Source organism: Neobacillus sp. YX16 (genome assembly GCF_030123505.1).
In the GTDB taxonomy this organism is placed as follows: domain Bacteria; phylum Bacillota; class Bacilli; order Bacillales; family Cytobacillaceae; genus Neobacillus.
Genome location: NZ_CP126115.1, coordinates 520,247 through 536,830, shown reverse-complemented (window position 1 = coordinate 536,830; position 16,584 = coordinate 520,247). Strand labels below are relative to the sequence as shown.

The 16,584-nt window shown below is 38.6% G+C and carries 17 protein-coding genes; 5 read left to right on the top strand and 12 right to left on the bottom strand.

Features of this window, described 5'->3' with window-relative positions; genetic code table 11:
- Window positions 1-145: 145 nt before the first annotated feature.
- Window positions 146-889 (top strand): C39 family peptidase, encoded by a 744-nt coding sequence (locus QNH48_RS02725; RefSeq protein WP_283953657.1) that lies wholly within the window; start codon window positions 146-148, stop codon window positions 887-889.
- Window positions 890-1,127: 238 nt separating this feature from the next.
- Window positions 1,128-1,607 carry a peroxiredoxin family protein gene (locus QNH48_RS02720; protein ID WP_349655114.1) on the top strand — a complete coding sequence of 160 codons (480 nt, stop codon included), beginning with the start codon at window positions 1,128-1,130 and terminating at the stop codon, window positions 1,605-1,607.
- Window positions 1,608-1,747: 140 nt separating this feature from the next.
- Here the strand turns inward: QNH48_RS02720 and QNH48_RS02715 are convergent, their stop codons facing one another.
- Both QNH48_RS02715 and QNH48_RS02710 read right to left on the bottom strand, forming a co-directional pair.
- Window positions 1,748-2,062 carry a DMT family transporter gene (locus tag QNH48_RS02715; RefSeq protein WP_095247951.1) on the bottom strand — a complete coding sequence of 105 codons (315 nt, stop codon included), beginning with the start codon at window positions 2,060-2,062 and terminating at the stop codon, window positions 1,748-1,750.
- A complete protein-coding gene (locus QNH48_RS02710) occupies window positions 2,062-2,424 on the bottom strand; it encodes a DMT family transporter (protein ID WP_283953655.1) in 363 nt (120 codons plus the stop codon). Before QNH48_RS02710 ends, QNH48_RS02715 begins: the two co-directional genes overlap by 1 nt.
- A gap of 121 nt (window positions 2,425-2,545) precedes the next feature.
- On the opposite strand from QNH48_RS02710, the gene QNH48_RS02705 reads away from it, so the two are divergent.
- Window positions 2,546-4,306: an ABC transporter ATP-binding protein gene (locus QNH48_RS02705; RefSeq protein WP_283953654.1), complete on the top strand. Its 1,761-nt coding sequence runs from the start codon at window positions 2,546-2,548 to the stop codon at window positions 4,304-4,306.
- Between the two features lie 26 nt (window positions 4,307-4,332).
- Here QNH48_RS02705 and QNH48_RS02700 read toward each other — a convergent pair whose 3' ends face one another.
- Window positions 4,333-5,616, bottom strand: a complete 1,284-nt coding sequence (locus QNH48_RS02700; RefSeq protein WP_283953653.1) for an MFS transporter — start codon at window positions 5,614-5,616, stop codon at window positions 4,333-4,335.
- 192 nt (window positions 5,617-5,808) lie between these two features.
- Between QNH48_RS02700 and QNH48_RS02695 the strand changes: the two genes are divergently transcribed.
- Window positions 5,809-7,644, top strand: coding sequence for an LTA synthase family protein (locus tag QNH48_RS02695; RefSeq protein WP_283953652.1), 1,836 nt, complete (start codon window positions 5,809-5,811; stop codon window positions 7,642-7,644).
- A gap of 16 nt (window positions 7,645-7,660) precedes the next feature.
- On the opposite strand, the gene QNH48_RS02690 is transcribed toward QNH48_RS02695, so the two are convergent.
- The 7 genes from QNH48_RS02690 to QNH48_RS02660 all read right to left on the bottom strand — a co-directional run bounded on the left by QNH48_RS02690 (window position 7,661) and on the right by QNH48_RS02660 (window position 14,137).
- Window positions 7,661-8,692: a DUF418 domain-containing protein gene (locus QNH48_RS02690; RefSeq protein WP_283953651.1), complete on the bottom strand. Its 1,032-nt coding sequence runs from the start codon at window positions 8,690-8,692 to the stop codon at window positions 7,661-7,663.
- An 18-nt stretch (window positions 8,693-8,710) separates the two neighbouring features.
- A complete protein-coding gene (locus QNH48_RS02685) occupies window positions 8,711-9,211 on the bottom strand; it encodes a hypothetical protein (RefSeq protein WP_283953650.1) in 501 nt (166 codons plus the stop codon).
- Between the two features lie 66 nt (window positions 9,212-9,277).
- On the bottom strand, window positions 9,278-10,153 hold the full coding sequence (locus QNH48_RS02680) for an aldo/keto reductase (protein ID WP_283953649.1): 876 nt from the start codon (window positions 10,151-10,153) through the stop codon (window positions 9,278-9,280).
- Between the two features lie 226 nt (window positions 10,154-10,379).
- On the bottom strand, window positions 10,380-11,057 hold the full coding sequence (locus QNH48_RS02675) for a DUF2642 domain-containing protein (RefSeq protein ID WP_283953648.1): 678 nt from the start codon (window positions 11,055-11,057) through the stop codon (window positions 10,380-10,382).
- 30 nt (window positions 11,058-11,087) lie between these two features.
- Window positions 11,088-12,446 (bottom strand): arsenic transporter, encoded by a 1,359-nt coding sequence (locus QNH48_RS02670; protein WP_283955662.1) that lies wholly within the window; start codon window positions 12,444-12,446, stop codon window positions 11,088-11,090.
- A gap of 348 nt (window positions 12,447-12,794) precedes the next feature.
- A complete protein-coding gene (aroD, locus tag QNH48_RS02665; RefSeq protein WP_283953647.1) occupies window positions 12,795-13,559 on the bottom strand; it encodes a type I 3-dehydroquinate dehydratase in 765 nt (254 codons plus the stop codon).
- 26 nt (window positions 13,560-13,585) lie between these two features.
- Complete coding sequence (locus QNH48_RS02660) at window positions 13,586-14,137, bottom strand: shikimate kinase (RefSeq protein WP_481858452.1); 552 nt, start codon at window positions 14,135-14,137, stop codon at window positions 13,586-13,588.
- Window positions 14,138-14,278: 141 nt separating this feature from the next.
- On the opposite strand from QNH48_RS02660, the gene QNH48_RS02655 reads away from it, so the two are divergent.
- Window positions 14,279-15,334, top strand: a complete 1,056-nt coding sequence (locus QNH48_RS02655) for a potassium channel family protein (RefSeq protein WP_283953646.1) — start codon at window positions 14,279-14,281, stop codon at window positions 15,332-15,334.
- A gap of 43 nt (window positions 15,335-15,377) precedes the next feature.
- Here QNH48_RS02655 and QNH48_RS02650 read toward each other — a convergent pair whose 3' ends face one another.
- Both QNH48_RS02650 and QNH48_RS02645 read right to left on the bottom strand, forming a co-directional pair.
- Window positions 15,378-15,602, bottom strand: coding sequence for a hypothetical protein (locus tag QNH48_RS02650; protein ID WP_095247964.1), 225 nt, complete (start codon window positions 15,600-15,602; stop codon window positions 15,378-15,380).
- Between the two features lie 471 nt (window positions 15,603-16,073).
- Complete coding sequence (locus QNH48_RS02645; protein ID WP_283953645.1) at window positions 16,074-16,418, bottom strand: nitrous oxide-stimulated promoter family protein; 345 nt, start codon at window positions 16,416-16,418, stop codon at window positions 16,074-16,076.
- Window positions 16,419-16,584 lie beyond the last annotated feature (166 nt).

The following is a 16,584-nucleotide window of genomic DNA, read 5'->3' as shown; positions in this document are numbered from 1 at the left end:
GAGGATTAAAATACTATTTGGAGGAGAAATCCCTTCAATGGGGAAATAGTAATAATTAGGTAAAAAGTAATAGCTTAACTCAGCGGTCACTGCACTAATTTCTAGAATCTTAGATAGTTAGAGATATAGAAAAGGAGCTCCTTACATGAAAAATCATCAATCAAAAAAAATAGCATTGGTAAGCCTCCTTTTAATCTTTCCCATCTACTATGCTTCTATCTCTCCGATAAAAACGAGCGCAGAATATAAATCGGATGTTCACATGGATCGGACAGTAGTTGTATATCAAAAGGAGACCCTTATGAAAGAAAGCATATTATTATCCGTTCCTGCATTAATGCAATTTCCTGAACTTCCCCGTGGCTGTGAAGTGACCAGCTTGGCAATGTTATTAAATTTTGCTGGAGTTCCAGTTGACAAGCTCACTCTTGCAGATGAAATACCCAAGGTACCCTATTTAATTGGTGAAATTTATGGAAATCCCCATCTAGGATTTGTCGGCAATATGTACACCTATAATGAACCTGGCTTAGGTGTTTATCATGAGGTCATTGAGGACCTGGCAAATCAATACCTGCCGAACCAAATTGATAATATTACCGGGGATCCCTTTTCTTCTGTGCAAAAAAAGCTTAACGATGGTAAACCCGTTTGGGTGATAGTCGGCAGCACATATACCTTTTTACCGGAGAAACACTGGGAAACATGGAATACAAATGAGGGTGAAATCAAAATCACGCGAAAAGTCCATTCTGTCCTTGTAACGGGTTATGATGAAAACCATGTGTATTTTAATGATCCCTTTTTTCCCGACCAAAATAGGTCAGCCGATTTTCAAGACTTTGTAACAAGCTGGTCCCAATTTGGGAGCCAGGCTATTTCCTATTAGAAAAGCGGAAGCGCCTTGAACAAGGAAAAAGCAGTTCATTTTTTCCCAGGGGCGACAGGCATAAGACGAGCCGGCAGAAAGGTTGTTCTTTAACCTCTTTGACGGATTGGCTTATGACCCCGAGCCCCTAGGCGCTGTAGCTAGACAAAAAAAGATGGTGCCCTGGCACCATCTTTTTTTGTCTAATTTCCTATCAAGTTGGAGAACCTAGCAAGGATATTGTTTTAAGAAAGGATGATTGATCTTGGAAGCACCCTTAAAGGTTGGGGACATCGCCCCTGATTTTTCATTACCTGCAACAACAAAGGACCCCCTTTCTCTTTCGGATTATCGAGGAAAGATGAATCTGGTGGTTGCCTTTTATGGTATGGATTTTACTCCAGGCTGAATTAAAGAAATCGCCTCTTGGAAAGAGGACTACAAAAGATTTGAACAGTTAGGTGCAGAGGTGATTGGAATCAGTGCCGACCATATTCACTCGCACCGAGTTTTTGCCGCCAGTATGGGGACATTGCCCTATCCTCTAGCTTCTGATTGGAAGAGGCAGACCATCAAAGACTACAAGGTGTTTAACGAAAAAGGTGAAGTCGCCATCCGCTCCGTCTTTGTTATCAATAGAGATGGAATGATCACCTATATCAACACTTCCTTTAAAGCAGATAAAAAAGAGGATTATGAAGCTGTATTTTCAGAGCTTGAAAAGTTAACTACGCATTAAACGAAAACATCTCCCGATTACGAGAGATGTTTTCGTCTATTTATTAGTGACCACTTTATATTGGCAGAGCTTTATGTTACCACTTTTTTGGTCACGTAGACGTCTTATGCTTTTTTATTCTTCATCATTTGAGATATTTATTAATGAACGAGCTTTAAGCCAACGACTGAGAAGATAATTCCTAGAATACACGCTGTTCGAAGCCAGCTTTTTGATTCCTTAAAGAATACCATTCCAACAACTGCTGCCCCTACCGTTCCAATCCCTGTCCATACGGCATAGGCCGTTGATAACGGTATCGTTTCCATTGCCTGAACGAGCAGCTGGAAACTCATAATAAATCCTCCAATTAGTATGAGATAATTCACAATATTACCTTTATCGGCCGTTCTTTTTAATCCGATAACCCCAACAACTTCAAAACATCCTCCTAAAATAAGCATCAGCCAATCCATTAAACTTCACCTTCCTTATTTGTTAATTTCAAGCCAATAATACAAGCCAACAGTAATAAAATAAGGAGTATTCTTAATGGACTGACAGAGCCATTTTCAAAGATAACCTCGACAATGACAGTTCCTATGGTACCAATTCCGGCAAATACAGCGTATACAGTCCCAACCGGAATAACTTTTGTAGCTCTAATAATTAAATCAAAACTTAATAAAATGGCTATAAGAACAACAAGGGAAGGAACTTCATCATATTTAAACCCGCTTGCCCAAACCACCTCAAGAAATCCCGCAATTATAACGTACAACCATGCTTTGGATTCACTCGCTGTATTTGAATTTGTTATTGTTTTTGATTCATTCATCGTATCTATAATTCCTCTCTTTCTTTTACTTGCTCCATCTTATCAAAATATCATTTGCATATCACTTCATATGTAAGTATCATGCTAATTGAAGTCATTTTTTGGAATGGAGTCATACAAAATGAACCCTAAACAAGATGGTTTAAAGCCATTTATTTCGCTTATTTTATCCGCCAAAATCCCCAAGCTTGCATTAGGTATTGGATTGACTGCAAGCCTTATTACAACACTTGCTGGTCTCCTTGTTCCTGTACTAACCAAAAACTTAGTAGATGGCTTCTCAGTGTCCTCCTTAAGTGTTCCGCTTATGATTGGAATTGGAGCAGCTTTTATTTTCCAAGCGGTCATAAACGGGGTATCGATATACCTGTTAAGCTTTGTTGGTCAAAAGATTGTCGCCCGTCTACGTGAACGGATGTGGGTCAAATTGATTCGTTTACCTGTCAGCTTCTTTGATAAACAATCCAGTGGTGAAACCGTCAGCCGTGTCATCAGCGATACGAGTATTGTCCGTGATTTAATTTCAAATCACTTCCCACAATTTATCACAGGTATTATTTCGATTATCGGCGCCATTACAATTCTCTTGATTATGGACTGGAAAATGACATTATTAATGTTAATATCTGTTCCTCTTACCTTTATTATTATGATGCCGCTCGGCAGGAAGATGGCGAAGATTTCTCGGGGTTTACAGGATGAAACGGCCACCTTTACCGGTAATATTCAACAAACGTTGAGCGAAATCCGATTAATGAAGGCTTCAACGGCAGAAAAGCATGAAGAGACAAAAGGATTATCAGGAATCGAAAAATTGCTAGGGTTTGGTTTAAAAGAAGCACGAATTACGGCTTTAATAGCTCCCATCATGTACCTTGTTGTCATGATTGTAATCGTGATGATTATTGGATACGGAGGCATGCGGGTGGCAAATGGAACGATGTCCACCGGGTCACTTGTTGCATTCTTACTTTACCTTTTTCAAATTATTTTTCCAATTACAAGTTTCGCTATGTTCTTTACACAATTACAAAAAGCAAAAGGAGCCACCGAACGGATTATTGATATTTTAAACCTTCCTCTTGAAGAAGGACAAAAAGGAATGGAATTAGACATCGGTAATAAACCTATTCTGGTTAGGAATGTTTCTTTTTCCTATAGTGAAGATGAACCTGTTCTTGAAGATGTGTCATTTGAGGCCCAGCCTGGGGAAATGATTGCATTTGCAGGACCAAGCGGAGGCGGGAAAACTACCATGTTCGGCTTACTTGAACGCTTCTATGAACCGACCTCAGGCAAAATTATAGTTGGCGATATCCCAATCACTGATTTATCGGCTGTAACCTGGCGCAGTCAAATTGGTTATGTTTCACAGGAAAGTGCGATGATGGCAGGAACCATCCGCGAAAATTTATGTTACGGGCTTCCCAATGATGAATCCATTACTGATGAAAGACTCTGGGAAGTTTGTGAGATGGCGTATGCGAGTGAATTTATTAAATCCTTTTCGGATGGATTAGGCACAGAGGTTGGAGAACGCGGAGTAAAACTTTCAGGCGGTCAAAGACAGCGCATTGCCATCGCACGTGCCTTTTTACGCGACCCTAAGATTTTAATGATGGACGAAGCAACGGCAAGCTTGGACAGCCAATCAGAAGGAATTGTGCAGCAGGCTTTATCCCGATTAATGGAAGGCCGTACTACCTTTGTCATTGCTCATCGCCTATCAACCATCGTGGATGCGGATAAGATTATTTTTATCGAAAAAGGGCGAGTAACGGGAATCGGCACCCATCACGAATTAACACAATCCCATGATTTATACCGTGAATTTGCAGAACAACAACTAACAAGTCAAGAAAATACAAAAAAGGTGCATTAAGCTAAGCTTAACGCACCTTTTTCATCCTAGACCTGAGGCTGCTTCTCTGTCATTGACAGATTTGCCCCCTCCTCTTTTATTTTAAAAAGAGGAACGATTAGTAAAGCACCCAACAAAAATAATATACCTGAAAGGGTGTAGACCCCAGATAACGTCATGGGAACTTTTATAACTCCTGCCACTGACATTCCAATTACCATCGTTCCCATAAACAATGGATTAAGTACGCCATTTACCCGCCCTATGAACGCTTCTTCCGTATACTTAAGAATAATCGTGTTTATTCCAATATGAATACATGGGAAGAACATGCCGTTTAATACTTGTAAAACAAGCGTCAATGCAACACTGGTCGACCAGCCTACCCCAATCGTAAAAAACATACTTGCAAAGATTCCAAGTGCCAAGAGCTTTTGCGGGGAGATCTTCTTGGAAAATGCCATAACAATTCCGCCGCCAAGTAACATTCCAGCACCATTTGCCATTAATAACCACTGTAGAAACTCTTTTGGCATTTGTAATTTCTCCATTGTTACAAAAATCGCCAGGGGTGAAATCAATCCCACCGCTAAACCACAAACTGTAAAAACGCTGCCCATTGATTTTAAAATCTTTTTGGACAGGACATAGCGGAAACCATCAGCCAGCTCTTTCTTAAAGTTATTCTCAGCATTCAATTTTTCCTTCTCTAAATCACGGGGAAGGAACATTAATACAAGCCCGGAAAGTAAAAACATCGCTCCCATGACGCCGATTGATACGTAAATTCCATATCTTTGATAGACAAGCGTTCCAATAACAGGTCCAATAACCATAAAGATGGCCATCAACGATTGGAACATGGCCATAACAGATTGTAATTGCTCCCCAGGAACATGCTGCTTTAATAGCTTCATTGCCGAAGGCATGGAAAACTGTGATAGAATGGCTGAAACGAGTGTTGCTAAGAATATTGCCTGCCACGATCCATATAGAAGTGCTAACAACACTAACCCAATGGAGACAGCAGATAACATATCACACCAAACCATTGTTAGTTTAGGCTTCCAACGGTCTGCAAATGTTCCGCCAATAAAAGAAAAGATAAAGATCGGCGCAAATTCAACTACAGAAATTAATGAAACATATACCGGATTATTATTGGTAATATCGGTAACATAAAGTAAAATGGCAAAGTTTCTTATCCAAATTCCTAACTGCAGTAAAAAGTTTGAAGACATAATAGCTAAAACAATTCTATTGCTAAAAATACTACCTGCAGGCTTTCCTGTTGGAAGCGTCACTGACCCCTCCTGATTATTAACCTCCATCTTATTCCTCCCTAAGAACGTTATAAAGTTATTTTTGCCAAAATTCTGCATAATCATATCATATTGGAAAATTTATTTCAGCGGAATACCAAGGTTTCAGAAAATTAATATTTATTTCTCTACTATTAGTTGATAGAATTGTAGATGTTTTGATAAGTTTAAGAGAGAAGAGTATCTTATAGAGGTGTTTTTATGAATAAGATTTCAGTTTCCGATTTACTTCATCCAATTGTATTACTATTGGTTGTTTTGTTTATAAAAATTTATGCATTTCAGGCTGTAGTTTTTGAAAACACATCATTTTTTCATGTCATCCTTGTTGAGTTTCCGATGTGGGCTCTTGCTTTATCAGCCCTTATGATCTTTTTTAAAAAACGGACCTGGTTAGCTATTTGGCTTTATAACCTATTCTTATCGGTTCTGTTTATCGTCGTCGTTTATTATACTCGCTATTTCTCAACCGTTCCATCCTATTACGACGTCAAACAAATCTATCAATCAAACTCCGTTGGCGGAACCGTTGCCCTCCTCGGAAGTCCATATGACTTTTTATTTTTCTTAGATGTTGTCTTGGTCCTTCCACTTATTTGGTACTTCAAGAAAAACGCAGCATCCTTTGTTTCGGCAAAAAGATTTGCCATTGGCTTTGGCTGTATTGGACTCATTATGACGATTATCGCTTTTCGCTATCCATTGATTGATGTTTCTTATTTTGCAAAAAAGCATGGCTATATCCAATCACAATTCGTTCAGGCCTATGAAAACAGCCTTGGAACAGCTTTTGCCAGTCAAGAGCACCTGTCAGAAAAGGAGCTTGAAAAGCTAAAAGGCAATACCTTTGTTCCTTCCGATAAACACGATACCTTTGGGCTTGCAAAAAATCGTCATGTTTTTATTATCCAAGTGGAGTCCTTGCAGGAATTCACCATCAATCAAAGAATTAATGGACAGGAAATCACGCCGAATTTAAATGCTCTTATAAAAGAAAGTGCTTATTTCGATAACGTGTATCAACAAATTGGAGCTGGTAATACATCAGACGCAGAATGGCTCATGCATACTTCCTTGTATCCAGAAGGCATGGATCCCACAGTAAATACCTTGGAGGGTACGGAAATTCCATCACTTGCTTGGACGCTGAAGAAGAACGGCTACGGTGCTGCAACCTACCATGCTGATGATATTACTTATTGGAATCGCGATAAATTATATCCAGCACTGGGATTTGATTATATCTATACAAGCAGCGAGATTCCTGACGAAAAGGAAATTGGCTTCGGTCCTGCAGATGAAGTGCTGTTTAGCTTTGTTGGGGAACAGCTGCCAAAACAGCTGAAGTCACACGACAAGATGTATTCCAACATCATCACACTCACAAGTCATACACCATTTGAAATGCCAGAGGAATATGAGTTTCTAGACTTGCCGGAAAACTATAAGGATACCTACGTCGGCAACTACTTCCAATCTGTTCGTTATACGGATGAACAAATTGGGTTATTCATTAATCAGTTAAAGAAGCTTGATATTTACGATGAGTCGGTGATTCTGATTTATGGTGATCACTCTGGCCTGCACGGTGCACCCGTTACCGATAACGATAAAGTTCTTTTAAGAGAAGTCCTAGGACATGAATACAATATGCAGGACCGCTTTGTTGTACCGGTTTTATTTACGGTACCTGGTCTCTTTAAAGGTGAAACCTATTCCCATCTTGGAGGTCAAATTGACCTGATGCCAACTCTATTAAACTTGCTAGGCATAGAACATGATTCACAAATGATCGGGCACAATCTTTTTCACTATAAAAAGAATCTGTTAGGAATGCGTTATTACCTGCCTGGGGGTTCGTTTATCAGCGATAAAACCTTTTACACAGCACCAAGTGCAAAGCTTCCTGCGTCGATCTATGACCGAAAAACAATGAAGAAAACAAAGAATACCAATCGACTTCAAGAAAGAATGGATAACACCTTATCCATCATGCAGTACTCGGATTATATCCGTAAAGAACAAACAGATGAATGAGTAAAGGACCTGCATGCTAGGATGCAGGTCCCTCTTTTACTCGTCTTCTCATTGATGGAACCTCTAAGTAAGTGACGATACGCCAAATCCATTCCAAAGGACCATATTGGAAATATCGAAGCCAGATGACACTAAAGATAAGCTGGATAACATAAATCGTTAGACAAAGAATCAGAGATTGGAGATAGGCTAATGACTCAAACAAGTTGAATAGAAAACCAGCTAAGTAGATAAAGACAGTTTGAAATATATAATTTGTCAACGCCATCCGCCCATAGCTTTTCAAAGGGGATAACAGCTTTTGAACAAACGGTAATTGCAACAGCAAAATCAGGACCCCAACATATAAAGCTGAGACAAGTGGTCCAATCATGATTCCTATACTTAAAAATTGGTAAGTTGCTTCATCCACTCCTGAATAAAAACCAAATGGATAAGCCGGAACATGTTGATATTGGTAAATAAGCCCCGCAATACTTACGATTAGCAAAAGAGCTGTAAAGATTGACACCTTTTTTAACTTTTCTGCCAAATCTTCAAATAGTCGATATTGACCTGCAGTAATCCCCAGAAGCATTAACGGTACCACCATAAATAGTTTAAATGCCATGAAACTCAAGGCAATCAGGATTATTAGAGCAATACCAAGGTTAATTTCTTTTTTCACTTTATAAAATGGCAGTAAAAGGAGCCCAGTAACCGCATAAACCGTTAACGCTTCTCCAGGGTGAAATTTTACATGGAACCAGCCTAAGATAAATAGAGCTGCGATTCTTCTTAAAAACAAAACATAGCCATTTTTCCCCTTCGAGTTCGCTCTTGAAATAAGTAGATAAAAGCCAACACCGAACAAAAACGAGAAAAGTGTATAAAATCTGCCCTCAACAAATAAAAAGAGAAATCGTTGATAAATTGCATCCGCTGATCCCGGTTCAGGCATTCTAACTGCCAAGAGCGGCAGGATATTCACAAGAATGATACCTAGTAATGCAAAGCCCCGTAAATAATCGAGTATATCTATTCGTTTATTACCCTCTGTCGGCTTCATTGCAAGTTCCTACCTCCATTATATTGGAATAAACATATGTATAAGGAAAACTAGAACAAACACCATCGCAGTCGTCAGATGGAACTTTCGTCTAAATCCAGATGACTTTTTATGGCGCAAATAACCTGCAGATAATGTAAGAAGCAGGATGGATATGGCTAGATAGCCACTGACTAGTTTTGGGGCGCCAAACCCGATAACTGGTGCAATTTCATATAAATTGATTACCGCATGACCAATAATAATCGTTGTAGCGGTGATTGCTATCTTAATATGCCATTTCATCATGGCTCTTGAGAATTTAGCAAGACGTATCTTTATCTGTCTAACGGATGATTTGCGTATCACTAAAAAGATGAAATACATATTGATATTAACTAAAAACAGAATCATTGCCATTTGTGCGAGAAACTGAGCGATTATTACCAAATTGCTGTCATGCGGACGGAAAAACCAAATATAAATAAACGAAAACACAATTAAAATACTATTTACTGCTATCCATAGTTTATGAGGCAAGCTTTTCCCTCCCTTTTGAAGGTTGGTGCCCTTAATTAGATATATCCGTGATGAGCAAATTTCCTCCTAATATGATACGAAACTCATACCTTCATTTGTTTTTGGGAAGTAAGAATCAATGAGCTTTAGGTCTTCTTCCGATAAGGTCAGCTCTAACGATTTTAAATTACTTTTAATATGCTCAATGTCCTTTGCTTTCGGAATCGTAGTGACGTCCTCATACCTAAGTATCCAGTTCAATGCCACTTGGTAAGGCGTTGCTCCATATCTTCCACCAATCTCATCCAACACCTGAAGTTCCTTCGTACCTGGTTCTGGGAATCCGACTCCGCCAAAAAATTGTGGAGCATAGCCAAATGGAGAATATGCCATAACAGTTATGCCCCGTTCTTGGCAGTAAGGAATCACATCGTTTTCTACCCGTCGGTCATTCAAATGGTAGCCCACTTGATTACATGCAAGAATATGTTCACCTAAAACTCCCTGAGCTTCATCCATCAATTCAGGGGTAAAATTGCTTACTCCTATATATTTTATTAACCCTTTTTCCACTAAATGCGTCATAGCTCTCATGGTTTCTTCTACCTGATGGTCCTTACTGGGCCAATGTTGCAAATAGAGATCTATGTAGGTGGTCTTTAATCTCTCCAAACTTCTCTCTAGAGCTTCAATAACTCCTTTATAAGAACAATTTTTCGCTGAGACCTTTGTTGTTAAAAAGATATCCCCTCGGCAATCCTTAATCGCTTCTGCCACTATTTGTTCTGCACCTCCTTTGGCATATTCCTCCGCTGTATCTATTAACGTCAGCCCATTTTCTATCCCAAATCTTAGTGCTTTGACCTCTTCTAATGCTAGACTTTTATTTTCCCCATACGTCCAAGTTCCCTGTCCAATTACCGGCACAGTTACATTTGTCTTTCCAAATTTTCTTTGTATCATCGCAATTCCCCCTCAACAACATTTTTATCTTTAATCCTGAACAAAGTGAATGATCAAATCATATTTTATTACTACCATAAGTATAACAAAAAGAAACCGCGGTCCCCCTTATACCACGGTTCAATATTCTCGCGCTTGAGCGAAAGAGTAATCCATCCTTGTCAGCCATACAAGCTTGGATTACTTTTTGTTTTCTTTCTAATAATCGACTTAATTTCCATAGTGTTCATGCGAAATGTATCGTTTTGACATGCTCTAAGTTCCGATAAACGATATCCCTTTCTGCAGTAATGAGTGTTAATTGGTTATTCGAGACCTTTTGAAGTAAACCTATTTTTTCACTGCTGTCACCACCATCAATAACAACAAGCTGATTTTCTAATTTTTTGCACTGATCTTCGAAACTTCTCGCTAATGGAATGGAGGCAGGAGCTGCTGGAAGGGTCTGATTGTTGATGGAATAGGGTGAACTATGATCTGGATAGGGAATGAGCCATTTAACATGATCCATCGAAATAAACACGGTTTTGAATACAGGTGAGTAAAAGACAAAGTGATTGTTCATGATACTCGTCAAATAGCCGTGAATGGATTTATTACCTGTTACATATACCTCTACAAACCTTCCCCTGGCATTCGTCAATATTCCACGAAATGAAATAGAAAGGGAATCAGGTTCAATCGGTTTTTCTGAAGGCGGTTCATACACAATAGAATTTTGGTCTTGCTCTGCTTCTTTCACCCGTTGAATATGAACCACTGGAATGTAAAGAAACCTTTGACTTCTACCCACATATAAAACAAGAATATCCAATCCAGAATCAACCAAAGTCCCCGTATGAAAATTCCCCCCGGAAATCTCTATTTCAATATTTTTTCCCATTAATTCGTTATACGCATTCATTTATATTCTCCTTTTGTTCGTATCTTCTCTTTACTGAAGGGCTCCGCCAAATAACCATGAAACCCAATAATATAAAACAACTAAAGTAAACAACGTCGCTGGTGGAATGACAACAAAGGTGATTTTTACGTATTCCCACCATGTAATCATGACTTTTCCTTTTCTAACAATGTGCATCCACATTAGCGTTGCGAGCGTTCCCATTGGCAGTAATAATGACCCCATATCACTTCCAATCACATTTGCTAAATAGGAGACTTTTAAGGCCAGCGGGCTAAGGTCCATGTTCATTAACGTAAGCGTTCCGACCATGAGAGCCGGGTGATTATTAAAGATGTTAGACAGAACCGTTAATAGTGCTCCCATCATGACACTCGCATGGAGCAGACTTCCTGATACCATTGGACGCATATAATCAATAAGCAAATCTGTCAAACCGATATTATGCAGACCGTAAATAATGACATACATGCTAAAGGCGAATACGAGAATATACCATGGGGTTTTTTTCAGCATATCGACCGGTGATATTTTTAAATATGCCCATCTCCAGCCTAAAAGGACAAGGGACCCAATGACTGCCATTACCGAAACAGGAATGGCAAAGTATGATGCGGCAAAAAGACTGAGACGTACGGCAAATACGAAGAGCAGAACATTTCGCATAAACCGAGTTCTTTCCTTTTCAGAGGAATAAGTTGGTCCAGGTTTCAGTGGATGATAGGTTGCTTTAGTCAAGCCGGTTACTTTAACAGGAACCGTTTTTGGTATCACTTTTTTAAAGCGAAGAAACAGAAGTCCTACAAGTAACAAAAGACCGAGCGTTGCTGGTACAAACATCATCGCGGTATGCAGCCACAAGTCCATTTCTACTATTTTCAAAGCTATGAGGTTGACGATATTGCTGACACCAATGGGAGCACTTGAGGCAGTTGCAATTAAACCACCTGATAATAAATAAGGTATCTTCTGATGATTTTTCAACCCCATATTGTTCAATAACATGACAAGTATCGGAGTCGTGATTAAAATACTTCCATCATTATTGAAGAAAAGTGTCATGAGAAAGCATAAAAGGTTAACATACCAGAATAAGCGGATACCAGACCCCTTCGCTTTTGCAGCGAGCTTCTCTGCCACCCAATTGAAAAATCCAAAACTTTCTAAAACAATAGCCATAACGATGGTTGCCATTATGGTAATGGCTGCACCCGAGATGGTTTCGGTAATAACTCCAAGGTCTGTAAGCGAAACACTTCCACTGATTAATACAAAAATCGCACCTATTGTGGCAGGAATGGCTTCGTTAATTCCTCTAGGTCTCCACAGAATAAAGATGAGTGTAGCCACAAAAGCTAAAATGGTTATCCAAACCATAGGTTGAATCATTTTTTCGCCTTCCAATCTATTTAGTTCTTCATGATGTCTCATGAGATGACTCTACCTCCTCAAGGTCCAAGTCCGCTCATGTCCCCCCCTTCCATCTATCCCTGTTGTCAGAGTGTACTTTATTTATATGTATCATGACGTGCACAGGCATTGGGTTTGTACCCCTTTCTTCAATAAATCCACTAGAATCTATGGACAACTGTCTTTAATGAACCAACCCAAACCTAGGAAATTTACTAATTTATTCAAAAAAAATAGACAGTCATGAGGATCTCTCATGACTGTCTTAAATTACAGGGCTACTACCTAAGTGAACCAGATATTTATCCCTTTGGAGAAAGGAAACAATTATAAACTTCTATTAATGAGTGATAAAATGTTCCGTAATTCGGTGACAGGCACCTGCCCAGGGGCAGACGCTTTTTCAGCCGCACCAAATGTCAAGGCGGATCCAAATATCTCACCTGCCAAGCGGCTGATAACTCCTTTTCCTGCCATCGACATCGTAATAATCGGTCTGTCCGCGTATTGCTCATTCATGGTATTGGTGGCATCTAAAAGGGTCAAAACATCTGCTGCGCTTTTTGGCATGACGGCAATTTTCGGAAGGTCGCCGCCTAAGTTTTGTGCTTTGCGTAACCGACTAATGATTTCTTCCTTATCCGGTGTTTTATCAAAATCATGATTTGAAATAATGACATACACCTTGTTGTCATGTGCTGCGGATATAACCGACTTTATCTCTTCACCATCATTGAATAGTTCAATATCAACGATGTCAATTTGGCCGCTGGCCGCCATCGCCTTATTTAAGTCAAAGTAGTATTCCGTGCTAACTTCCTTTTCTCCGCCTTCTTTTGCACTGCGGAAAGTGAAAACAAGCGGTATATCATACAGGATAGAACGAATTTCATTCAATGCCACTTTAACCTTCTCCAAATCCTCCACATCATCAAAAAAGTCAACACGCCATTCTACTACATCTAGATCTGTTGTTTTTAGGAACTCTGCTTCCTCTATTAATTCTGGTATCGTTTTACCTACCATAGGAACGCATATTTTCGGAGCTCCTTCTCCAATCGTTATCCCCTTAACGGCAACACTTCTTTTCATCTTCTCCTCCACTCCACTCGAACCTTTTACTTGGTCTCATGCAATTCCCAAGATAATTTCAGGGTTTTTACAATGCTATCAGCTAATTCATCCATATTTTGATTGCTTATTTCAATTGTTGAGTGATAGTTATTTTTATAAATTTCTTTTCTTTTATAAAATAACTCTTCTATTTCATCCATTGACTTACCTTGCAGAACCGGACGGCTGTCAATAATCGAATTTAATCGATCCTTCCAAGCATCCCAGGTAATATCTAAATAAAATACGATACTAGAATTGAGGCATACCCTTCGGATTTCTTCCTGAAGGAATGCTCCGCCCCCCACTGAGATAATTTTCAGTTTATAGTGACATAGATTCTGGATTAATTCTTTTTCCTTTTCTCTAAAGGCTTTCTCACCAATTTCAGCAAATATTCTTGGAATTGGCATGTTATACTCTTTTTCAATTTCTTCATCAATATCAATAAAATCTCGATAAAGTTTTTTAGCAACCAGTTTCCCAATCGTCGTTTTTCCAGCACCCATAAAACCAATAAAGACAATATTGTTTTCTCTTAATGAATGGTTTGGCAACAGAATTCATCTCCCACGGGCAAATAATATTGATACCATTATAAGCTTTCTAATCCATAAAACCAATCATGGTTATTTTCTAGCTTTTTTTGGGAATATAAGTTTATCCGAAGAAATATAGGTTGGGGTGATCTGCAGGGGATGCATTTTAAAAAAATAATTTATTACTTAATCAAATTAAGAGACAGGATTTTCTTTCCTATTGCTATTTTATATATCTTATTTGCTGCCTACATCGCTTTGTATTTAGAACCACAAACTTTTAAAACCTATCTTACTGCGATTTACTGGGTCCTGACAACACTTGCAACAGTTGGCTTTGGAGACTTCGCGCCAGTCACACAGGCAGGACAAGCCTTTACAATTGTTCTATATATCACTGGAATCGGACTCGTTAGTGTTTTTATTGGGAAAGTCATAAAATCGGTCTATCTGCTCGATAAACTTAAAGTTGGTGGGAAAATGAAATATACTGGGAAAAACCATATTATACTTATTGGTTGGAGTGATAAATCCAAACTCGCCATTCAAGAAATTTTAAAATCGGATAAATCAGTCGATATCGTTATTATTGATGATTTAGAAAAGGCACCAATGGTGGAGAAACAATTGTATTATGTTCGCGGTGATGCAACCGATGAAGAAACTCTCTTCCAAGCAAATTTACCGGAAGCAAAGGGTGTTATTATCTTTGCTGATCAGATCACACAGGACAATTTTGCTACCAAAGATACGCTGCTTGTCGATGGGAAGACTTTACTGATTGCCACAGCCATTACATCGATTGAAAAAAAGCTTAATTCGAATATCCATGTCACAGCTGAAGTCATTTATCAAAAACATATCCATTTATTCAAGAGAGTAAAGGTGGATGAATTTATTCCAACTCAGGAAATGATTTCACATGCAGCCGTTCGGTCACTGTTTTCTCATGGAGTCACAAATATGTATTCGGAGCTAATGAGCAGTCAGTATGAAGAATCCATGTATGAAATATCGAAACAAGCCGAATGGAAAACGTACCGGGATGCCTTTAAGGATTTGCTCGATAAAGGAGCAACACTCGTAGCTGACCGCGGGAACCTTCATATCAATCAAAAACTCGACGAACCTATTCCGGACGATGCCCAGCTTTTTGTTATTTGCGATAAAGAGACATTAACGAAGATAAATCCAAAATACAAACCCGCTAAATAAAGAATAGGTCCTATCTATTAGATAGAACCTATTTTTATTGGATTTAACCTAATTTAATATTATCTTTAGGCTCTTCTAGTTTCATATGCTCAAGTTCGAGTCTCATTCTTTCTGTTTCAATTAAATAATTCTGATGTTTTAGTTTTTCTAATTCAAGTTCCCCTTGAATCATTTTATATTTTATTTTATTCTGCTTTTGAAAATGGGCCGTCAAAATAGCAATGATTGGAATCGAGAATACCATAATAACTGCAATCGTCCCCGTCATACTACTCCCTCCTCTTCTGGTAAAAAATATTCTTTCCTTCTAGATAAATAATACCAAATTCTAGAAATAGTTTGTACAGAATTATCAAAAAATAAAAGCATGGAAAATGCTATTAAAGGGTTCCATTTTTGAGGTACTTTCGTAACCAGCAAAAGTAAAATAAGCGGAGATTTTCCGGTTAGATGCAGAATGGAGCCCGTTTCGGGGTACATAAGGGGAGGTTTCCCGGTTATTCAAAGCAATATCCCCCATTATAATTTATTTCGAGTCAATAGGCGGAATCTCTCCGTCTATTTAAGCTAATTTCGAAGCTATTTACTAAATAAGCGAGATTTTTCCGTCTATTTATCAGATCGGATGTTTAACCTCATCCCCCAACCGATCTGAGCGGACCATCTTTATTCTGGATGCAGGAATCTGCAACTTTTTATCGACAACTTGTAAAAATCAAAAACGGAACCCTTTAAAATGCTATTCCACACTTTTTATTTGTTTATTGGGTTTATTGAGCAAATGCTTTACGGAATAGACCGGATGGTACAACAGCATCCATGGTCCTGAATAACGCATGACCGATTTCATTTTTAACCGGTAGTTTTGTTTATAACAGTGTACAGAACAATTAGAGCAGGCACTTTTTTCTTCTCCAAATCTACATAGTGAAAGCCTCATATGCGCATAGGTTTTTAAATTCTGACATTCTTTACATAGATCATCCCGATGTTGATGCTTTCTACGACAATATAACTCAATCATCTTTGTAACCATTTCTTTTTCCTTTAGAATGTTTGGACCCGTATTTAATTGCCTATTCATTGAACATCCCCCCTTTAACAAGGGTAGATCTACTACCCAACTGTGTTCTTAATTAGAACATATCACAGAATCTCATCATAAAATCACTAATCTTTTAACAATTTCCTAACAAGTCACTACTTATCTTTTCTAAATAAACTTTCTCTTTGACAAAAGCCTGTATACC